The 16710-nt window shown below is 74.1% G+C and carries 14 protein-coding genes; 6 read left to right on the forward strand and 8 right to left on the reverse strand.

Annotation, left to right across the window (positions count from 1 at the left end):
- The first annotated feature begins 60 nt into the window (after positions 1-60).
- Together ABZO31_RS18305 and ABZO31_RS18310 are read left to right on the forward strand one after the other, a co-directional pair.
- A complete protein-coding gene (locus ABZO31_RS18305) occupies positions 61-570 on the forward strand; it encodes a SigE family RNA polymerase sigma factor (protein ID WP_406862304.1) in 510 nt (169 codons plus the stop codon).
- 90 nt (positions 571-660) lie between these two features.
- On the forward strand, positions 661-1950 hold the full coding sequence (locus ABZO31_RS18310; protein WP_406862305.1) for a hypothetical protein: 1290 nt from the start codon (positions 661-663) through the stop codon (positions 1948-1950).
- A gap of 93 nt (positions 1951-2043) precedes the next feature.
- On the opposite strand, the gene ABZO31_RS18315 is transcribed toward ABZO31_RS18310, so the two are convergent.
- Together ABZO31_RS18315 and ABZO31_RS18320 are read right to left on the reverse strand one after the other, a co-directional pair.
- The gene (locus tag ABZO31_RS18315; protein WP_406862306.1) at positions 2044-3744 is read right to left on the reverse strand and encodes a bifunctional 3'-5' exonuclease/DNA polymerase; all 1701 of its coding nucleotides are present in this window, start codon (positions 3742-3744) and stop codon (positions 2044-2046) included.
- Positions 3745-3805: 61 nt separating this feature from the next.
- A complete protein-coding gene (locus ABZO31_RS18320; protein WP_406862307.1) occupies positions 3806-5206 on the reverse strand; it encodes a LuxR C-terminal-related transcriptional regulator in 1401 nt (466 codons plus the stop codon).
- A 166-nt stretch (positions 5207-5372) separates the two neighbouring features.
- Here ABZO31_RS18320 and ABZO31_RS18325 point away from each other — a divergent pair, with 166 nt between their 5' ends.
- Positions 5373-6290 (forward strand): NADP-dependent oxidoreductase, encoded by a 918-nt coding sequence (locus tag ABZO31_RS18325; RefSeq protein WP_406862308.1) that lies wholly within the window; start codon positions 5373-5375, stop codon positions 6288-6290.
- Positions 6291-6596: 306 nt separating this feature from the next.
- On the opposite strand, the gene ABZO31_RS18330 is transcribed toward ABZO31_RS18325, so the two are convergent.
- The 4 genes from ABZO31_RS18330 to ABZO31_RS18345 all read right to left on the reverse strand — a co-directional run bounded on the left by ABZO31_RS18330 (position 6597) and on the right by ABZO31_RS18345 (position 12567).
- Positions 6597-7160: a maltose acetyltransferase domain-containing protein gene (locus ABZO31_RS18330; RefSeq protein WP_406862309.1), complete on the reverse strand. Its 564-nt coding sequence runs from the start codon at positions 7158-7160 to the stop codon at positions 6597-6599.
- Positions 7161-7330: 170 nt separating this feature from the next.
- On the reverse strand, positions 7331-9484 hold the full coding sequence (locus tag ABZO31_RS18335; RefSeq protein WP_406862310.1) for an ABC transporter permease: 2154 nt from the start codon (positions 9482-9484) through the stop codon (positions 7331-7333).
- Positions 9478-10332 (reverse strand): ABC transporter ATP-binding protein, encoded by an 855-nt coding sequence (locus ABZO31_RS18340; RefSeq protein WP_406862311.1) that lies wholly within the window; start codon positions 10330-10332, stop codon positions 9478-9480. Before ABZO31_RS18340 ends, ABZO31_RS18335 begins: the two co-directional genes overlap by 7 nt.
- Before the next feature lie 93 nt (positions 10333-10425).
- Positions 10426-12567 (reverse strand): FG-GAP repeat domain-containing protein, encoded by a 2142-nt coding sequence (locus tag ABZO31_RS18345; protein WP_406862312.1) that lies wholly within the window; start codon positions 12565-12567, stop codon positions 10426-10428.
- Between the two features lie 89 nt (positions 12568-12656).
- Here ABZO31_RS18345 and ABZO31_RS18350 point away from each other — a divergent pair, with 89 nt between their 5' ends.
- Positions 12657-13799 (forward strand): DUF2786 domain-containing protein, encoded by a 1143-nt coding sequence (locus ABZO31_RS18350; RefSeq protein ID WP_406862313.1) that lies wholly within the window; start codon positions 12657-12659, stop codon positions 13797-13799.
- On the opposite strand, the gene ABZO31_RS18355 is transcribed toward ABZO31_RS18350, so the two are convergent.
- Complete coding sequence (locus tag ABZO31_RS18355; protein ID WP_406862314.1) at positions 13796-14248, reverse strand: hypothetical protein; 453 nt, start codon at positions 14246-14248, stop codon at positions 13796-13798. The genes ABZO31_RS18350 and ABZO31_RS18355 overlap by 4 nt on opposite strands.
- Positions 14249-14537: 289 nt before the next feature.
- On the opposite strand from ABZO31_RS18355, the gene ABZO31_RS18360 reads away from it, so the two are divergent.
- Complete coding sequence (locus ABZO31_RS18360; RefSeq protein ID WP_406865394.1) at positions 14538-14750, forward strand: DUF397 domain-containing protein; 213 nt, start codon at positions 14538-14540, stop codon at positions 14748-14750.
- 221 nt (positions 14751-14971) lie between these two features.
- On the opposite strand, the gene ABZO31_RS18365 is transcribed toward ABZO31_RS18360, so the two are convergent.
- Positions 14972-15469 carry an ATP-binding protein gene (locus ABZO31_RS18365; protein WP_406862315.1) on the reverse strand — a complete coding sequence of 166 codons (498 nt, stop codon included), beginning with the start codon at positions 15467-15469 and terminating at the stop codon, positions 14972-14974.
- A 326-nt stretch (positions 15470-15795) separates the two neighbouring features.
- On the opposite strand from ABZO31_RS18365, the gene ABZO31_RS18370 reads away from it, so the two are divergent.
- Positions 15796-16668 (forward strand): helix-turn-helix domain-containing protein, encoded by an 873-nt coding sequence (locus ABZO31_RS18370; RefSeq protein WP_406862316.1) that lies wholly within the window; start codon positions 15796-15798, stop codon positions 16666-16668.
- The last annotated feature ends 42 nt before the right edge of the window (positions 16669-16710 follow it).

Raw genomic sequence — 16710 nt, forward strand, 5'->3', positions numbered from 1 at the left:
GGCCATCGCGTCAGTGAGGTGAAGGACGAAGCACGAAACGACCCGGGGGAGACGCGGCGCATGAGAAGGTCCCGCACGGACGAGTTCATGGAGTTCGCCTCCGCGCGCTCCGGGCATCTCTTCCGGTCGGCATGCCTGCTGACCAGCGGGGACGTCCACCTCGCCGAGGATCTGGTGCAGGAGACGCTGGGCCGGATGTACGCGCTGTGGGGGCGCGTCTCCCGGATCGGCAACCCCGCCGCGTACGCGCAGACCGTACTGGTGCGTACGTTCCTCAGCCACCGGCGCCGGAGATCCGCGACCGAGCGGCCGCTGGGGGAGCTGCCCGACCGCGTCACCGACAACGGGGACGACCCGGCGCTGCGCATCGCCCTCCTCGACGCGCTGGCCGCGCTGGCGCCGAAGGACCGGGCGGTGGTGGTGCTCCGCTACTGGGAGGACCGCAGCATCGAGGAGACCGCCGACGCCCTGCACGTCAGTTCCGCCGCGGTCCGCACCCGCTCGGTGCGGGCCCTGGCGAAGCTCAGGGAACGGCTCGGCGGCAGCATCGCCGAGTTCGCCGCCCGCTGACCCCTCACCGCGTGACTCCGCCGGGCCCCGCCGAGCCCGCCGGACCCCACTACCGACGACCAGACACACACCGACCGGAGTTGATTCGGCATGCGCCAGGACCAGGACACGAACCCGTTCGAGGAGGAACTCGGCACGGTGCTGCACCGCGCCGGTGACAGCTTCGGCGCCGTCACGGTGCCGGACCTCGCCTCCGGCGGGCTGAGCCGCGGCCGGCGCAGGCTGGCGCGCCGCCGCGCCGCCGCCGTGGGCGGCAGCGTGCTCGCGCTCGCCCTGGTCGGCACGGCCGGCGCGTACGGCGGCGGGCTGTTCGGCGGGAACGGCCCGGACGAGGTCACCGAGCGGTCCTCGGTCGGCGCGGCGGCGCCGGGGGAGACGGCCGAGAAGTCGCCGCTGGACGCGCGGATCCCGGTGGAGGACCTGGCCGCCGTCCTGAAGGCCAACACCCCGGCCGGCAGCTGGACGATCGACAACTCCGGCGGTATGGGCCAGGCCGTGAGCGGCGTGTACGACGACGGCAAGGGCAAGGCGGCCGTCAGCCTCGGCCTGTACCGGGCCGGGAACACCGACGAGTCCGGACGGGGCCAGGTCACCTGCCCGAGCAGGACGGCCGTCCCGTACGACGACTGCACCTCCACCGTCGTGCCCGGCGGCGGGCGTCTGATGGTGCTCCAGGGATACGAGTACCCCGACCGGCGGAAGGACACCAAGTCGTGGCGGGCGGTCCTGCTCACCCACGACGGCTTCCTGATCGACGCGAGCGAGTGGAACTCCCCCGCCCAGAAGGGCGCCGGTACCAGCCGTACCGACCCGCCCTTCTCGCCGGCGCAGCTCAAGGCCCTGGTCACCGCCGACGGCTGGCGTCCGCTGCTGAAGCAGTTGCCGGCGCTGCCGGAGCCCGACAGGGGCGGCGCCGGCCAGGCGCAGCCGCCCGCGGAGCCGTCCGCGAGGGACGTCCAGGCGACGCTGCGCTCGCTGCTGCCCAAGGGGCTGGGGGTCGTCTCCGAGCACGGTCAGGCGGGGTACGGGTCCCTGGTCGTCGATGACGGCAAGGGCAACAGCCTCATCGGGATCAACGTGCAGCCGGACATGCGGGACGTCGCGCACCAGCTGTTCACCGGCAGCGGTGTGCAGACGCTGCCCGACGGGACGAGGGTCAAGCTGGAGAAGAAGCCCGGCGAGAAGGGCGGCGAGGGTGTCGTCTGGTGGACGGCCGACACCATGCGCCCGGACGGGTTCCGGGTCGTCGTCTCGGCGTTCAACACGGGCGCGCAGCACGAACCGGCGACGCGCACGAACCCGGCGCTGACGCTGGAGCAGCTGAAGGCCATCGCACTCAGCCCGAAGTGGCAGAAGCTGTCGCGGACGACGCAGCGGTAGGCACCCCAGGACACCGGTTCCCGGCGGCGCGGCGGCGCTGTCGGGGACCGGTTCACGCCGTGCAGGCCGCCGAGGGGCGCCCCGGCCGCACGCTCACTTCGCGTCCGAGTACCGCTCCACCGTGGCGATGCTGAACGGGAAGCGGACCGGGGTCTCGCCGAACGCGATCCGGCCCGCCTCGTTCCCGGCCGCGCGGATCGCCTCCGCCACCGCCTCCGCCTCCTCGGCCGGGCAGTGCACGATCACCTCGTCGTGCTGGAAGAAGACCAGCTCGGCCCGCATCCCGGCGGTCGCCCGGCGCAGCGCGGCGAGCATCAGCAGCGCCCAGTCGGCGGCGCTGCCCTGGACCACGAAGTTCCGGGTGAAGCGGCCCCGGGCACGGGCGTCGCCGGAGGCGTACCCCGGGACGAACCCGCCGTCGCCGCCCGCCGGTCCGGCGTCGGCGGCCGGCTCCTGGGGGATGCCCGCCTCGTCGGCGTCCGCCGCGCCCGCGGCGCGCGGGCTGGTACGGCCGAGCCAGGTGCGGACGAGCCGCCCCTCCTCGCCGGCCTTCGCCGCGTCGTCGACGTAGGCCACGGCGCGGGGGAAGCGGCGGCGCAGGGCGGCCAGGTTCTTCAGGCCGTCGCCGCTCGTCTGGCCGTAGATCGCGCCGAGCAGCGCCAGCTTCGCGTGTTCCCGGTCGCCGGAGAACGCCCGGTCGGAGAGCCGGGTGTACAGGTCGTCGTGGTGGCCGGCCACCTCCATCAGGCCGGGGTCGCGGGAGATCGCGGCCAGCACCCGCGGCTCCATCTGGTCGGCGTCCGCGACGACCAGCCGCCAGCCCTCGTCGGCGACGACGGCCTGCCGGATCACCTTGGGGATCTGCAGCGCGCCGCCGCCGTTGGTCGTCCAGCGGCCGCTGACCGTGCCGCCGGGTACGTACTCGGGCCGGAAGCGGCCGTCGCGCACCCAGTCCTGGAGCCAGCTCCAGCCGTGCGCGGTCCAGATCCGGTACAGCTTCTTGTACACGAGCAGCGGCTCGACGGCCGGATGGTCGAGCTCGGCCAGCTCCCAGCGCCGGGTGGACTTCAGCCGGATCCCGGCCTGGGCGAAGCCGCGGAGCACGTCCGCGGGCAGGTCGGGGCGGACCCGGCGGCCGAACGCGGCGGACACCTCGTCGGCGAGCTCGGCCAGCCGGCGCGGCTCGCCGCCGCCCGCGTACCGCTCGCCGAGCAGCTCCCGCAGCAGCTCGCGGTGCACGTCGGCCCGCCAGGGCAGCCCGGCGCGGTGCATCTCGGCCGCGACCAGCATCCCGGCCGACTCGGCGGCGGTGAGCAGCCGCATCCGGCCGGGGTGCTCGGCCGCGTCGTGCCGGCGCTGCTGCTCCGCGTACACCTCCAGGAGGCCCTCGAACGGCAGCGGGGCCGTCGGGCGCGGCTCGAACAGCGAGTCCTGCGAGCCCGGTTCGGCGGCGCGGGCGGGCGGGTCCGGCGGTACGGGGGCGTGGTGCAGCCGGGCCCAGGCGGCGGCCGCGGAGCGGGGCTCGCCGAGGCGTCCCTCGTGGCCGAGCAGCAGCAGTTCGGCGTCCTCGACGTCGTAGCAGCGCTCGACGCGCACCCCGGCGGCCAGGAGCCGGGGGTACACCTCCGCGGTGGACCGCCACACCCAGCGGGCGACCTGCGGCCGGGCGCGGACGGCCGCCGCGAGGTCGGGCTCGCGCCGCACCTCCCCGGCGGGCGTGCCGTCGGGGCCGAGGGGGACGAGCCGCGCGCCGTCCCCCTCCGCGTCCGGCGCGAGCGCCCACCGTTCGTTCATGGGTGCGAGTCTGGCACTCGGCACCGACAGAGCGGGGCAGGCCGCTCCGGAACCCGTCCGGTCAGGCCGCGGCGTGGAACAGCGCCGCGGCCTCGCCGCGGGATGCGACGCCGAGCTTGGTCAGGATGTTCGCCACGTGGAACTTCACCGTCGACTCACTGATGTGCAGCTCCTGCGCGATCACCCGGTTGCGGTGGCCGAGCGCCAGGTGTCCCAGGACCTCCAGCTCGCGCGCGCCCAGGGCGATGAGCGGGTCCGCGGCGCCGGCCGGGGCGTCCGGGGTGGCCAGCGGGATCGCGGCGGTGAGCGTGGTGCCCCAGCCGGGCACCGCGTCCACGTGCATCCGGCCGCCCAGGACCTCCAGCCGGTCCGCGACGGTGCCCGCGCCGATGCGGCACGACGGGATGGCGCCGGGGCCGTCGTCGCGGACGGTCGCCCGCAGCTCGTGCTCGGTGACCTGCCAGCCGACGTGCACCCGGGTGACCGCGTCCTGCTCCAGGACGATCAGCAGCAGGGCGCGCACGATCGCCCGCGCGCTGTGGGCCACGTCCGCGGCGAGCCGGTGCGTCGCGTCGGGCGGGCCCAGTTCGAGGCGGACCGCGCTGTGCCGCAGCAGGGGGCGCAGTCCGTCCGCGAGCCGGGCGAACGCCTCGTCGGCGCGTTCCTCGGCGAGGGAGCGGTCCATGTCCTCCGCCGCGCGCAGCTCGACCAGCGCGGAGACCGCGAGTTCGGTCGCCGTCGCCCGCGCCGCCGCGTCGTCCAGGGCCCGGCTGCGGAGCACCCCGAGCAGCGCGGACAGCGTCGCCGTGTGCGCGCCGGACAGCTCGGCGATCACCCGGGCCCGGGTGTCGGCGGCCGTCCGCGAGCGGGCCAGCGCGCCGGGCATGGCCTCGGCCGCGAAGCGGTCGAAGTGCGCGGTCACCAGGTCCCACAGCGCCTGCGCGACGGCGAGCGCCTCCGCGCCGACGGGGGCCGCGCCGTCCTCCCGCACGAGGACGAGCACCGCGCCGCGCGGCGTGGCGTCGCTCCGTACGACCACGACCTCGCGCGCCGCCCCGCCCACGGTGGCGACGCCCTGCCACGGCCGGCCGGCGGTGCCGGACGACAGGTACGGCGCCAGGTCGGCGACGGTCGGCAGCCCGGCCGGATCCCCCTCCTCCCCATGGGACTTGAACGGCGAATGTGCGCAGTGCGTGGAGAGCTCCGCGGCCGCCCGGTGCGGGATCAGCGGCGCGAGGACCTCCGAGACCCGCGGCAGCACCGTGCCGAGCGGCCGCCGCACGATGTCGTGCGCCGCCGCCAGCGCGGCCGTCGCGGCCGCCGGGTCGTAGGCGGAGAGCACGGGCGCGGACGCGGGCGCGGGCGTCAGCGGGGGTTCGGCCACGGGCGCGGGTTCAGGCGCCGCCGTGGTCTCGGGACCGGGGTCTTCGGCGGCGGGCGGCACGACTCGGATCAGGTCCATGCCGCAAGCCTAAGGAGTCGGACGGAAACCTGGGCTGGCCTTTCGGACAGGTCGAACTGGCCTATGGACGGGCCGAGTCGGCCCCGCCCCCGGCCGAAGGTTGAGGCATGCCACCGACCCGGCCGCCTCCCGGCGGTCGGGAGAGGACGAAGGGAGACGGTCCGTCATGGAAGCGATCGTGTACGAGGAGTTCGGCGGCCCCGAGGTACTGCGCCACGCGACCGGGGTACCCGTGCCGCAGCCCGGCCCCGGCGAGGTACGGGTCCGGGTGGTCGCCGTCGGGGTCAACCCGCTCGACTACAAGCGCCGCGAGGGCTGGGTCGAGCAGTTCTACCCGACGACCTTCCCGGCCGTCCCCGGCCTGGAGTTCGCCGGCACCGTGGACTCGGTCGGCGAGGGCGTCACCGACGTCGCGGCCGGCGACGAGGTGCTGGGCTGGACGAAGACCGGCGCCTACGCCGAGTACGCGCTGGCCGGGGACATCGTCCGCAAGCCCGCCGAACTGTCCTGGGAGCGGGCCGCGAGCCTCCCCGTCGCCGGGGAGACCGCACAGCGCGTCCTCGACCTCCTCGGGGTGCGGCGGGGCGAGACGCTGCTGCTGCACGGTGCGGCGGGCGCGGTCGGCGCGATCGCGGTACAGCTCGCCGTGGCCGCCGGCGTCACCGTCGTCGGCACCGCGTCCGAGCGCAACCACGACTACCTGCGGTCGCTCGGCGCGATCCCGGTGACGTACGGCGAGGGGCTCGCCGACCGCGTACGGGCGGCCGCGCCGCAGGGTGTCGACGCGGTCTTCGACGCGGCCGGGCACGACGCCCTGCGGGTCTCGGTCGAGCTGACGGGCGGGTCGACCGAGCGGATCGTCACCATCGCGGCCACGGACGCGGAGGAGTACGGCGTGCGATTCTCCCCCGGCGGCACCTCCCCGGAGGCCGTCCGCGCGGGTCTCACGGAGCACGCCCGCCTGGCCGCCGAGGGACGCCTCGACGTTCGTATCGACCAGGTCCTGCCCCTTTCCCTCGCCGCCAAGGCCCAGGAACTGAGCCAGACGGGTCACGCCAAGGGCAAGCTCGTCATCCGGCTGTGACACGCGCCCCGGAGGGGAGACGCGAGGCGGACGGGGGAGGCGCTGCCGGGATACGGGCGGGGGAGCGTGCCCGCAGCGCCTCCCCGCCCGGACCCGCCCGGACCGTTCCCAGGTCGCGCCCGACCGGTCCCGGCCGTCCCTCCGCGGGTGCGGGCAGCCCGCAGCGCGAACCGCCCGGGGCACGAACCGCCGCAGCCCACAGCGCGAACCGCCCGGGGCACGAACCGCCGCCCCGAAGTCGCCGCGTGCGGCGCCGGGTCAGGCGGCCGAGCCCGCCCCCGCATCCCGCCCCCGCATCCCGTCCCCTCACCCCAACTCCCGCACCACCCGCGCCGGGTTGCCCACCGCCAGGACGCCCTCCGGGACGTCCTTCACGACCACCGAGCCCGCGCCGACCACCGTGTTCGCGCCGATCGTCACGCCGGGGCAGACGATCACTCCGCCGCCCAGCCACACGTTGTCCCCGATCGTGATCGGTATGCCCTTCTCCCAGCCCGCCCGACGCCGTGCCGCGTCCAGCTCGTGGGTGGGCGTGAGGAGTTGGACATGGGGGCCGATCTGCACGTCCGCGCCGACCGTGATCGGCGCGACGTCGAGGAAGACCGCGCCGAAATTCACGAACGTGCCGTCGCCGACGCTGATGTAGCGCCCGAAGTCGCAGTGGAACGGCGGCCGGATCTTCACGCCCTCGCCCACCGCGCCCAGCAGCTCCGCCAGGATCTTCGACCGCCCCGCCGGATCCGGCGCCTCGCTCCCCGTCGCGTTGTACGCCGCGCACAGCGCGGCTGCGCGCGCCGTGTCCGCGGCCAGTTCGGCGTCGTCCGGCACGTACCACTCGCCGGCCAGCATCCGCCGCTTGTTCTCGCCCATCCCCTTCAACCCCTCCCGGTTCGTTGTCAGGGACCTACCCGGGGCTCGCAAGGCCGTACGCCCACATGGCGAGTACCGGACATTTGTACGAATAATCAGGGTGGTCGCAGACCGGGGCGGGGGCCCGGCTCCGACCCCGGCCCCCGCCCCGTTCCGTCCACCATCGCCGCTCAGCGCGTCAGCCGCCACGCGGGGAGGACCGTGGCCGCCGTCGCGACGACCGCGCAGGTCCCCGCCGCCGCGCCGACCACGCCCCACGGCACCGCCACCGCCACCGGCGCGGACAGCGCCGCCAGCGCCGCCGCGAGCCCGCCCAGGCAGACCGCCGTCACCGCCACCCCCAGCAGCGAGCCGATCACCACCGCGAGCAGCGACTCGCCCGCCACCACCCGCAGGATCTGCGCCCGCGTCGCCCCCGCCAGACGCAGCGAGGCCAGCTCCCCGCCCCGGACGGACGTCGCCATGACCAGCGTGTTCGCCAGCGCGATCACCGTGTAGACCACCGCGATGCCGAGCACGAGCAGCAGCCCCAGACGCGTGGTGCGGCTGACCGGCGGATGCGTCTCGGCGGCCCACGCGTCGGCGGTCCTGACGGTGCCTCCCGTGGCCGCCATGGCCCGGGCGAGCGCCGCGTCCGGCTGCTCCCGATAGCCCGGTCCCGTCCCGACGTCGATGCGGTCCGGCCGGCCCGCGCCCGGCGCGTTCGCCGTGGTCAGGTACGGCCCGTTGTCCCCGGTCCCGGGCGCGAGGACGGCCACGACCCGGAGCGTCGTCGTCCGCCCGTCCGCCAGCCACACCTGGACCCGGTCCCCGATCCGCCGCCGCTCCCACTCCTCGTTCACGACGATCGAGCCGTCGTCGAGGTCCCGGACGTCCCCGGCCAGCACCGGCAGCCGGGCCAGGTCCGCGAAGGCCGCCGGATCGGCGACGGCCCGGGCCGCGTACTTCACCAGCGCGGAGTCCCCGTCCCGTACGAAGACCGAGGTCGCGGCCGTCGCGGACACGGTCACGCCGCCCTTCGCCGTACCGCCCGCCGCCCGCAGCGGTTCGGCCGTCAGCCCCTCGCCCGTGATCACGTACCGCGCCGCCGTCTGCTCCCGCGCCTCCGCGCCCCTCGCCGTCGTCACGGTGACGGCGGAGCCGAACAGCGAGCCCGCCAGTGCGACCGTCACCAGGACCGGCGCGGCCACCGCCGACGTACGGCGCAGGGCCGCGGCGGTGTTCGCGCGTACCAGCAGCCCCGTGACACCGGGCAGCGGAAGCAGCCGGGCGACCGGCCGGACGAGGAGCGGCGCGAGCAGCGCGACGCCGCTGATCAGCAGCATCGGCTGCGTCGTGTACGTCTTGCGCTTCAGCAGCGCGTACGGGTCGTCCACGCACGTCCACACCAGCAGCGCGGCCCCCGTCAGCAACAGCGCCGCGCCCAGCAGGCGGCGGCCGAGCGGCAGGACGCCGCTGTCGACGTCGGCCTCGCGCAGCGCCGCGGTCGGTCCGATGCGGCCGGCCCGGCGGGACGCGGCGACCGCGCCGGCGACGGCGACCGTCACGCCCGTCCAGAACGCGGCGTGGAACGGCCAGCGGGCGTCGCCGATGGCGAACCACGCGGGGGCCAGGCCCTCCTCGACGAGCAGACGCGCGAGCTGCGGGGCGGCCCACGCCCCCAGCGCGCAGCCCGCGGCGGACGCGAGGACGCCGACGCCGGCGGCCTCCGCGAGCAGCAGTCTGCGGACCTGGCCGGGCGTCGCTCCGGCGGTGCGCAGCAGCCCGAACTCGCGGCGGCGCAGCGCGACGGCGAAGGCGAAGGTGGACGCGACGACGAAGACCGACACGAAGGACGTGACGCCGCCGGCCGTCCCGAGCAGCGCGTTCAGCGCGACCAGCGCCTGGGCGTCGCGCTCGGGGTCGGGGTCTGCGAGCCGCCGCTCGCCGCCGGTGAGGACGGTGGCGCGGTCGCCGACCACGGCGCGGACCTGGTCGGCGGGCCCGTGGACGCCGACGGCGTCGGGGCCGCCGGCGACGGTGACCCGCCAGCGCGTGCGCAGTTCGCGCAGGAGTGCGGTTTCCACAGGGTGTGGACGGTCGAGCCGCTCGCTGATCCGCACGGTGTCCGGACCCCGGCGTACGTCGACCACGACGGCGTCCTGCCCCCGGACGACGACCGGCGCACCGGCGAAGCGTTCCGGCTGCCGCTCGGGGGCGTGGAGCGTGGACGACAGGCCGAGCCCCATCGTGGCGAGCAGCCCGACGCCCAGCGCCAGCGCGACGAGACTCCCGACGAACCCGGCCCAGCGGGCGCGGAGCCCGGAGAGGACGACGGTCAGCACGGCCGACCTCCGGCGAGCGAGTCCGCAGACACGTCGGGCCCGAGCCGTACGGTCCGGTCCTCCACGTCCTCCGCGTCCCCCACGTGCGCCGCGTCCCCCACGTCCGCCGCGTCCGTCTCCAGACGGGCCATCCGCAGAGCCACCTCCTGCGCCGTGGGTGAGGCGAGCTCCCCGTGGACCCGGCCGACGACCAGGAAGACCACCCGGTCCGCGTACGAGGCGGCGACCGGGTCGTGGGTGACCATGACGATCGTCTGACCGTCCCGGTCGACCAGCTCCCGCAGCATCGCCAGGACGTCCCGGCTCGTCGCCGTGTCCAGCGCACCGGTCGGCTCGTCGCCGAAGAGGACCGCCGGCCGGGTGATCAGGGCGCGGGCGAGCGCCACGCGCTGCTGCTGGCCGCCGGACAGTTCGCCGGGCCGGTGCCCGGCCCGCGCCCCCAGCCCCACCCGCTCCAGCGCGCCCCGCACCTCCGCCCGCGAGGGCCGGCGGCCGGCGAGGCGGAGCGGGAGCGCGACGTTCTGGGCGGCCGTCAGGGACGGCAGCAGGTTGAACGACTGGAAGACGAAGCCGATCCGGTCCCGGCGCAGCAGCGTCAACCGCCGCTCGCTCAGCCCCTCCAGGGCGACTCCGCCCACCTCGACCCGCCCGGCGGTGGGCCGGTCGAGCCCGGCGGCGCACTGGAGCAGCGTGGACTTCCCGGACCCGGACGGTCCCATGACGGCGGTGAACGACCCGGCGGGGAGCGCGAGGTCGACGCCGTCGAGTGCGCGGACGTCGCCGTAGTGGCGGCGGAGCCCGGTGAGGCGTACGGCGGTTGTTGCCGTGGCGGCTGCTGCTGAAGTCATGCCTCCAGGCAACCGTTTCCGGCGCCTCCGGACACGACCGCTGGAGGGCGTCCTGGGGGTAGGGCCTGCCCTACCCCCAGGGTCCCCGTGGTGTTACTTGATGCTGGCGAAGGACTTCCAGCCGGTGCCGATCTTCGCGCCGGAGCCGATGGTTCCGGTGCCGGTGCCCGCGTACCGGTACAGGTCGCCGGCGGTGGTGCGGCCGACGATGTCGTTCCTGCCGTCGCCGGTGAGGTCGCCGATGCCGACCATGTTCACCATGCCGCCCCAGCCGGAGCCGATCTTCAGGCCGGAGCCGATGGTGCCGCGGCCGGTGCCGAGGTAGCGGTACAGGTACCCGGTCGTCGTACGGGCGACGAGGTCGGCGTGCTTGTCGCCGTTGAGGTCGCCGGTGCCGACGATGGTCAGCGACTTCCAGCCGCTGCCGACCTTGCCGACGCGGACGATGCCGCCGGACTTGGTCCCCGTGAACAGGTACAGGTCTCCGGTGGAGATCTGGCGGGCGATCAGGTCCGGGAGCCTGTCGGCGTTGAAGTCGCCGGACCAGGTGAACGCGTCGAACGCGTTCCAGCCGCTGGAGCCGATCTTGGTGCGGGGCGCGGCCGGGGTGACGGCGGTGCCGCAGGCCGGGTGGTAGCGGTACAGCTCGCCCGCGCCGGTGGCGACGAGGGTGTCGTTGCACCCGTCCCCGCTGAGGTCCCCGAAGGGGACCAGCCTGGACGAGGTCGGCCACGTGCCGCCGCTGACCTTCGCGGAGAGGGTCTTGCCGGCGTTGCCCTGGTACACGTACAGCAGCCCGCCCGTCGTCTGCGCGTACAGGTCCGGGAACCCGTCCTTGCCGACGTAGTCGCGGTGCTTGGCGGGCACCGGGGTCGGGGGCGGGGCGGTGAGGCCGGTGCCGGCGGCCCAGAGCTGGTCCTCCTGCGCCCAGACGGCGGTGGCGTTTCCGTCGGGACCGACGGCGACCGCGCCTTCGGCGTACATCGAACCGGCGATGCTGAGCCGCGCCGGCGTCGTCCACGCCCCGTCCACACGGGCGGTTGTGTAGAAACGGCGGTCCGAGTCGGAGGTGACGATCTGCGCCCAGCCGACCTGGACGGTGCCGTCGGCGCCGACGTAGGCGTCGACCTGCTCCAGGACGTCGCCCGAGGACAGGTCCCTGGCCACGGACCAGGCTCCCGTCACCGTGGCGCGGGAGGACGTCTTCACGGTGTTGCCCTCGAGCCAGACGAGCGTGACCTCGCCCGTCGGCCCCACCAGCGGTGCCAACTGCAGCGCGGAGTACAGCAGGGGTCGCTTGTGGAGCGGGCCCCAAGTACCCTCGCCCGGGCTACGGACCGTCGTCACCAGGGTCTGTCCCGAGCTCTCCTGGGACTCGTCGTACGACACCCAGGCAAGCGCCGTGGTGCCGTCGAGGCCGGTGCTCAGCAGTGGCCGGCCGCCCTCGTACTGCGCAGACACGTCCGTCACGGTGCCCCACGCAGTCGCGCCGGGAGCCTGCTCGACGTACCTCGTCGTCTGGCCCTCGGCTGTCTGGTCGGCCCAGACGACCGTGGTCCGGCCGGACTTGTCGATTGCGACCTGCGGCCAGTAAGCGGAGTCGCCGGCCAGCGGAGCCGGAGTGGACCACGAGCCCGTGCCGGAGCGCTCCGAGAAGTACAGGATGCTCTTCCGCTCCGCGGCGCTCTCACGCCATACGGCGATGCTCTTCTGCGCGGACGCGCTGTGGGCGAAAGCGACCTCGCCGATCGCGGGCCGTGTGGTGATCGTGGTGGGCGCGGACCAGGTAGTCGCTCCCTTCGCCAGCGTCACGGTGCGGAGCACCGAGCTGCTTCCGAGGTCCTCGGCCCATGTCACCAGCATCGAGCCGTCCGCAGACGGCGTCAGTGTGACGCTCTGGGTGCCGTCCTTCGTGGTGCCGAGAACCTTGGCCGGACCCCAGACCGTGCTGGTCGCGGGGCGGACCGCGACGTTGAGCTCCGGGTCGAGCGACCCGCTGGGCCAGCGGTACCAGGCGGCGACCGCCGTTCCGTCCGTCGTCGTCGCCACGTCAAGGACGTTCACGCCGTCGTCCGCTCCTGTCAACGGCGTGGGCGTGCTCCACGGTCCCGTCTGGGCCGCCGCTGCCACGCCCGCCGTCGCCAGGACGGTCGTCGCGGCGGTGCCGAGGCTGACTCCCCCCAGAGCCAGCGTCGGGATCAGGGCCGCTGTGACGATTCTTCTGTTGTGCTTCAAGAAGTGTTCCTCCCCCTCCAATGGGTGCGCGCGACAGTAACAGCCCCCCTGCGAGACCATGAAAGGGGTTTCCACTATCGAGGGGTGACGTGAGCAGCACGGTTCAGAAGGCCTTCGAGGCGCTGTACGACGAGGGTGACGCGGCCCTCGACGCGGCCGCCTCGCTGCTCGCCGCCGATCCCGCGGCCGACGCGGAACTCGCGCGGCGCGGCGAGGAGTTCGTGCGCAAGGCGTGGGAGCGGGGGTGGCAGCCCGCCGATCTCGCGCGGTTCGTACGGCGCGCGGCGGCCGAGCCGCACCACCTGCGGCTTCTCGCCGGGCTCGTCGTCGCCGAGACGCGCCGCTACTCCGCCCTGCCGCCCCGCTGGGACGCGCAGCTCGCCGAGCTGGACGCGTCGCCCTGGCGGGCCGACCGGTTCTCGTACGCGACCGCCGTCCTGGAGCTGTACCGGCTGCTCGTCCGGCTGCCCGCCCTGGACGCCGTCGGGCCCGTCCCGGGGGACTCCCTCCTGCCGCCGCCCGCCGCCGGCGAGCCCCGCACGCTCACCCGGGTGCGGGCCCTGCTCGCCAAGGCGGAGGCGACGAACTTCCCCGAGGAGGCCGAGGCGTTGACCGCCAAGGCGCAGGAGCTGATGGCCCGGCACAGCCTGGACGAGGCCGCGCTCGCCGCGCGCAGCCCGGGGGCCGCGCGCGAGACGCCGGGGGCGGTGCGGATCGGGGTGGACGCCCCGTACGAGACGGCCAAGGCGATCCTGCTGGACGCGGTGGCGGGCGCGAACCACTGCCGGGCCGTGTGGAACGAGGCGTACGGCTTCTCCACGGTCGTCGGCTTCGAGGCCGACCTCGAACCGGTCGAACTCCTCTACACCTCCCTGCTCGTGCAGGGCACCGCGGCCATGACCCGCGCCGAGGCCGAGCAGCGGGCCGGCGGGCGCAAGCGCACCAAGTCCTTCCGCCAGTCGTTCCTGCTGGCGTACGCGAACCGCCTCGGGTCCCGGCTCGCCGCGACCTCGCGCCGGGTCGCCGCCGGCGAGCCCACGCTGCTGCCGGCGCTCGCCTCGCGCGAGGTCGCGGTGACGGAGCGGGCCGACGAGATGTTCCCGGAGACCCGTACGACACGGGTGCGCGCGGCCTGGGACGAGGCGGGCTGGAACCACGGCACCTCCGCCGCGGACGCCGCCGCCCTGCACCCCCGCCGACCGGAAGTCCCGCCGACCGGAAGTCCCGCCTAGGGAAGCTTGATCGCGTCCGTCGCCGCCGGGCCCGGGTCGGCTTCCTTCAGGGTGTCCTTGAGGCCGCTCTTCCAGGCGACGACCAGCGTCTTGCCGTCGTTGGACTCGATCGTGCCCTCGGTCCGCTGCGTCGCGCCGTCCCTGCAGGTCAGGCGGAGGGACACGGTGTCGGTCAGCTTGCCCTGGCAGATCTGGGCGCCGGCGATGACCACGGCCTGGCGCTTCCCGATCGACAGGCCGACCGGCTTCCCGTCGGTGATCCCGGCCCAGGAGCCCTCGATGCCGGGCGGAACGGAGGGGGAGGGGGGAGTCGTGGCGGGGGGCGCCGATGCCGACGGCGTCTCCTTCTCCGCCGCCGCCGGCTTGCTCTCCCCGCTGCAGCCCGTCAGGACGAGTGCCGCGGCGGCCACGCCCACCGCGACCGTGCTCCGGTACGTCGTCGACAACATCGCGCCAAGCTACCAAGGAGTAGCCCGCGGCAGGGGACCTTCGGCGTTCGTTCACACTCTCCTCCCACGTCCCGAGCCACGACCTGCAGGAACCCGGCGGACCGTGTCCGCGTCCCTTAGGAGCAGAGGGTGGTGTAGTCGACACACCACGCCTCGTGCACGTGCATCCGCTCGTGCGTCTGCTCATGCATGGTGCCTCTGAACAGGGCTATGATCCGAGACAGTTGACACCTGCACGAACCGTCTCGGGGGGCTCCCAGTGCATCACGCGCACCACGCGTACAACGGCATGGCGGCCACGGAGCTGCGGGGTGTCGTCTGGCAGAAGAGCAGGCACAGCAACTCGCAAGGATCCTGCGTGGAGTTCGCGAAGCTGCCCGGCGGAAGCGTCGCCGTACGCAACTCCCGCCACCCCGACGGGCCGGCCCTCGTCTACACGCGGGCCGAGATCGAGGCGATGCTGCTCGGCGTCAAGGACGGGGAGTTCGACCACCTGGTGTGATGCCCGGCGGGGGGCCGGGCGCGAAGCCCGGGAAGCCCGGTGTGAGGTCCGGCATGAACCCTCGCCCGTGCAGGTGGCATATGCACGTGCACGCCGCGCCCCCCTTCCCACCCCCGAGTCCGCCCCCGCGCCCGTACCAAACAGGCCCCGGTGACCGTGGTCACCGGGGCCCTTCCCGTCGTACCTGACATACATGTCGCTCACCTACGGCGCTTCCCGGCCTACTCCGGGCCCAGCCGGAACAGCGCCCAGACCACCTTGCCCTGGAGCGTCCCGGCCAGCGGGTGCCAGCCCCAGCTGTCGCTGAACGAGTCCACCAGGAACAGCCCGCGGCCCGACTCGGCGGCGAAGTCCTCGTCCCCGGAGCGGGCCTCCGGGCTCTGCCGGCTGGGGTCGCGCACCGCGCAGACCAGCCGGCTCGTCCAGCGCATCAGATGCAGCCGGACCGCCGTGACCTGGGCGTCCTCGTGCGGGGCGTCGGCCGGGAGTGCGTGGCGCAGCGCGTTGGTGACGAGTTCGGAGACGACCAGGGAGACGTCGTCGAAACGGTCGTGCAGATCCCATTGGGCGAGCGTCGACCGGGTGAACTTCCGGGCCCCGCCGACCGCCTCGTAACGGGGCGGGAGGGCGCAGGAGGCGGAGCTGGAGACGGCCGCGGGATCGATCGGCGGAAGCCCCTGCCGTAACGGCTCGAGCATGGTCGATCCATTCGTCCCCATGCGAGGCACTCCCGGGAATCGCGGCTGTGGTGCTACAACACGAACGAGCACGCAGGTGCGCGAGGACCATGGTTCCGAAAGCGACCAGCGGATGCAAGGGCAGATGCACGTGCACGCGCCCGACCCGTCCGTCCCCGTGCCGTTTGTTGTGCATATCTTCTGCCGTCCACTTTCGCGCGTCGGCCGAAGAGGCCCTCTTTCCGTAATCGAATGTGTACGGGCTGAAGCGTTTTGGTGGCAGAATCCGGGACTCGGAGAGCTCGGGGGTGCTCCCGGCTAGAAGACGGACCGAGAACACCAACCGACGCGAAGGGGAGGCCGGAGCCGTGACCGCAGGCGAAACCGGCGGGGCGAGCGGGAGCGTCGTGCGACGCATCCTGCTGGGATCACAGCTCAGGAGGCTGCGCGAGTCGCGTGGCATCACGCGCGAGGCGGCCGGCTACGCGATCCGCGCGTCCGAATCGAAGATCAGTCGTATGGAGTTGGGAAGGGTGAGCTTCAAGGCCAGGGACATCGAGGACCTCCTCACCCTGTACGGAGTCAGCGACGAGCTCGAACGGGGCGCGCTGCTCGGGCTCGCCCGCGAGGCCAACGTGGCCGGCTGGTGGCACAGCTTCGGCGACGTGCTGCCCGGCTGGTTCCAGACGTACATCGGTCTGGAGGGCGCGGCCTCGCTCATCCGGATCTACGAAGTCCAGTTCGTCCACGGTCTGCTGCAGACCGAGGCGTACGCGCACGCCGTCGTCACCCGCGGCATGCCGGACGCCCCGCGCGCCGAGATCGAGCGCCGGGTCGCGCTCCGCCTGGAGCGGCAGAAGGTGCTCGTCTCGGAGAACGCCCCGCACTTCCACGCGGTGCTCGACGAGGCGGCGCTGCGCCGCCCGTACGGCGACCGGTCCGTCATGCAGGGGCAGTTGCGGCATCTGATCGAGATCTCCGAGCACCCCCATGTCACGCTGCAGGTGATGCCCTTCAGCTTCGGCGGGCACTCCGGCGAGAGCGGCGCGTTCACGATGCTGAGCTTCCCCGAGTCGGACCTGTCGGACGTGGTCTATCTGGAGCAGCTGACCGGCGCCCTGTACCTCGACAAGAACGAGGAGGTGGCGCAGTACGGAAGGGTGATGGAACGGCTGCAGAAGGACAGTCCCGACCCCGAGGGTTCGCGCGATCTTCTGCGAGGACTCCTTCAACTCTCCTGATACGTAAGTACGATGACGTGACATCAGCGCAGTCGTGTTTCC

The organism is Streptomyces solicamelliae (assembly GCF_045348655.1).
Taxonomy (GTDB): Bacteria; Actinomycetota; Actinomycetes; order Streptomycetales; family Streptomycetaceae; genus Streptomyces; species Streptomyces solicamelliae.

Coding starts and splice junctions, on each gene's coding strand:
- ABZO31_RS18305 (WP_406862304.1), top strand. CDS start 61: ATGAGAAGGTCCCGCACGGACGAGTTCATGGAGTTCGCCTCCGCGCGC.
- ABZO31_RS18310 (WP_406862305.1), top strand. CDS start 661: ATGCGCCAGGACCAGGACACGAACCCGTTCGAGGAGGAACTCGGCACG.
- ABZO31_RS18315 (WP_406862306.1), bottom strand. CDS start 3,744: ATGAACGAACGGTGGGCGCTCGCGCCGGACGCGGAGGGGGACGGCGCG.
- ABZO31_RS18320 (WP_406862307.1), bottom strand. CDS start 5,206: ATGGACCTGATCCGAGTCGTGCCGCCCGCCGCCGAAGACCCCGGTCCC.
- ABZO31_RS18325 (WP_406862308.1), top strand. CDS start 5,373: ATGGAAGCGATCGTGTACGAGGAGTTCGGCGGCCCCGAGGTACTGCGC.
- ABZO31_RS18330 (WP_406862309.1), bottom strand. CDS start 7,160: ATGGGCGAGAACAAGCGGCGGATGCTGGCCGGCGAGTGGTACGTGCCG.
- ABZO31_RS18340 (WP_406862311.1), bottom strand. CDS start 10,332: ATGACTTCAGCAGCAGCCGCCACGGCAACAACCGCCGTACGCCTCACC.
- ABZO31_RS18355 (WP_406862314.1), bottom strand. CDS start 14,248: ATGTTGTCGACGACGTACCGGAGCACGGTCGCGGTGGGCGTGGCCGCC.
- ABZO31_RS18360 (WP_406865394.1), top strand. CDS start 14,538: ATGGCGGCCACGGAGCTGCGGGGTGTCGTCTGGCAGAAGAGCAGGCAC.
- ABZO31_RS18365 (WP_406862315.1), bottom strand. CDS start 15,469: ATGGGGACGAATGGATCGACCATGCTCGAGCCGTTACGGCAGGGGCTT.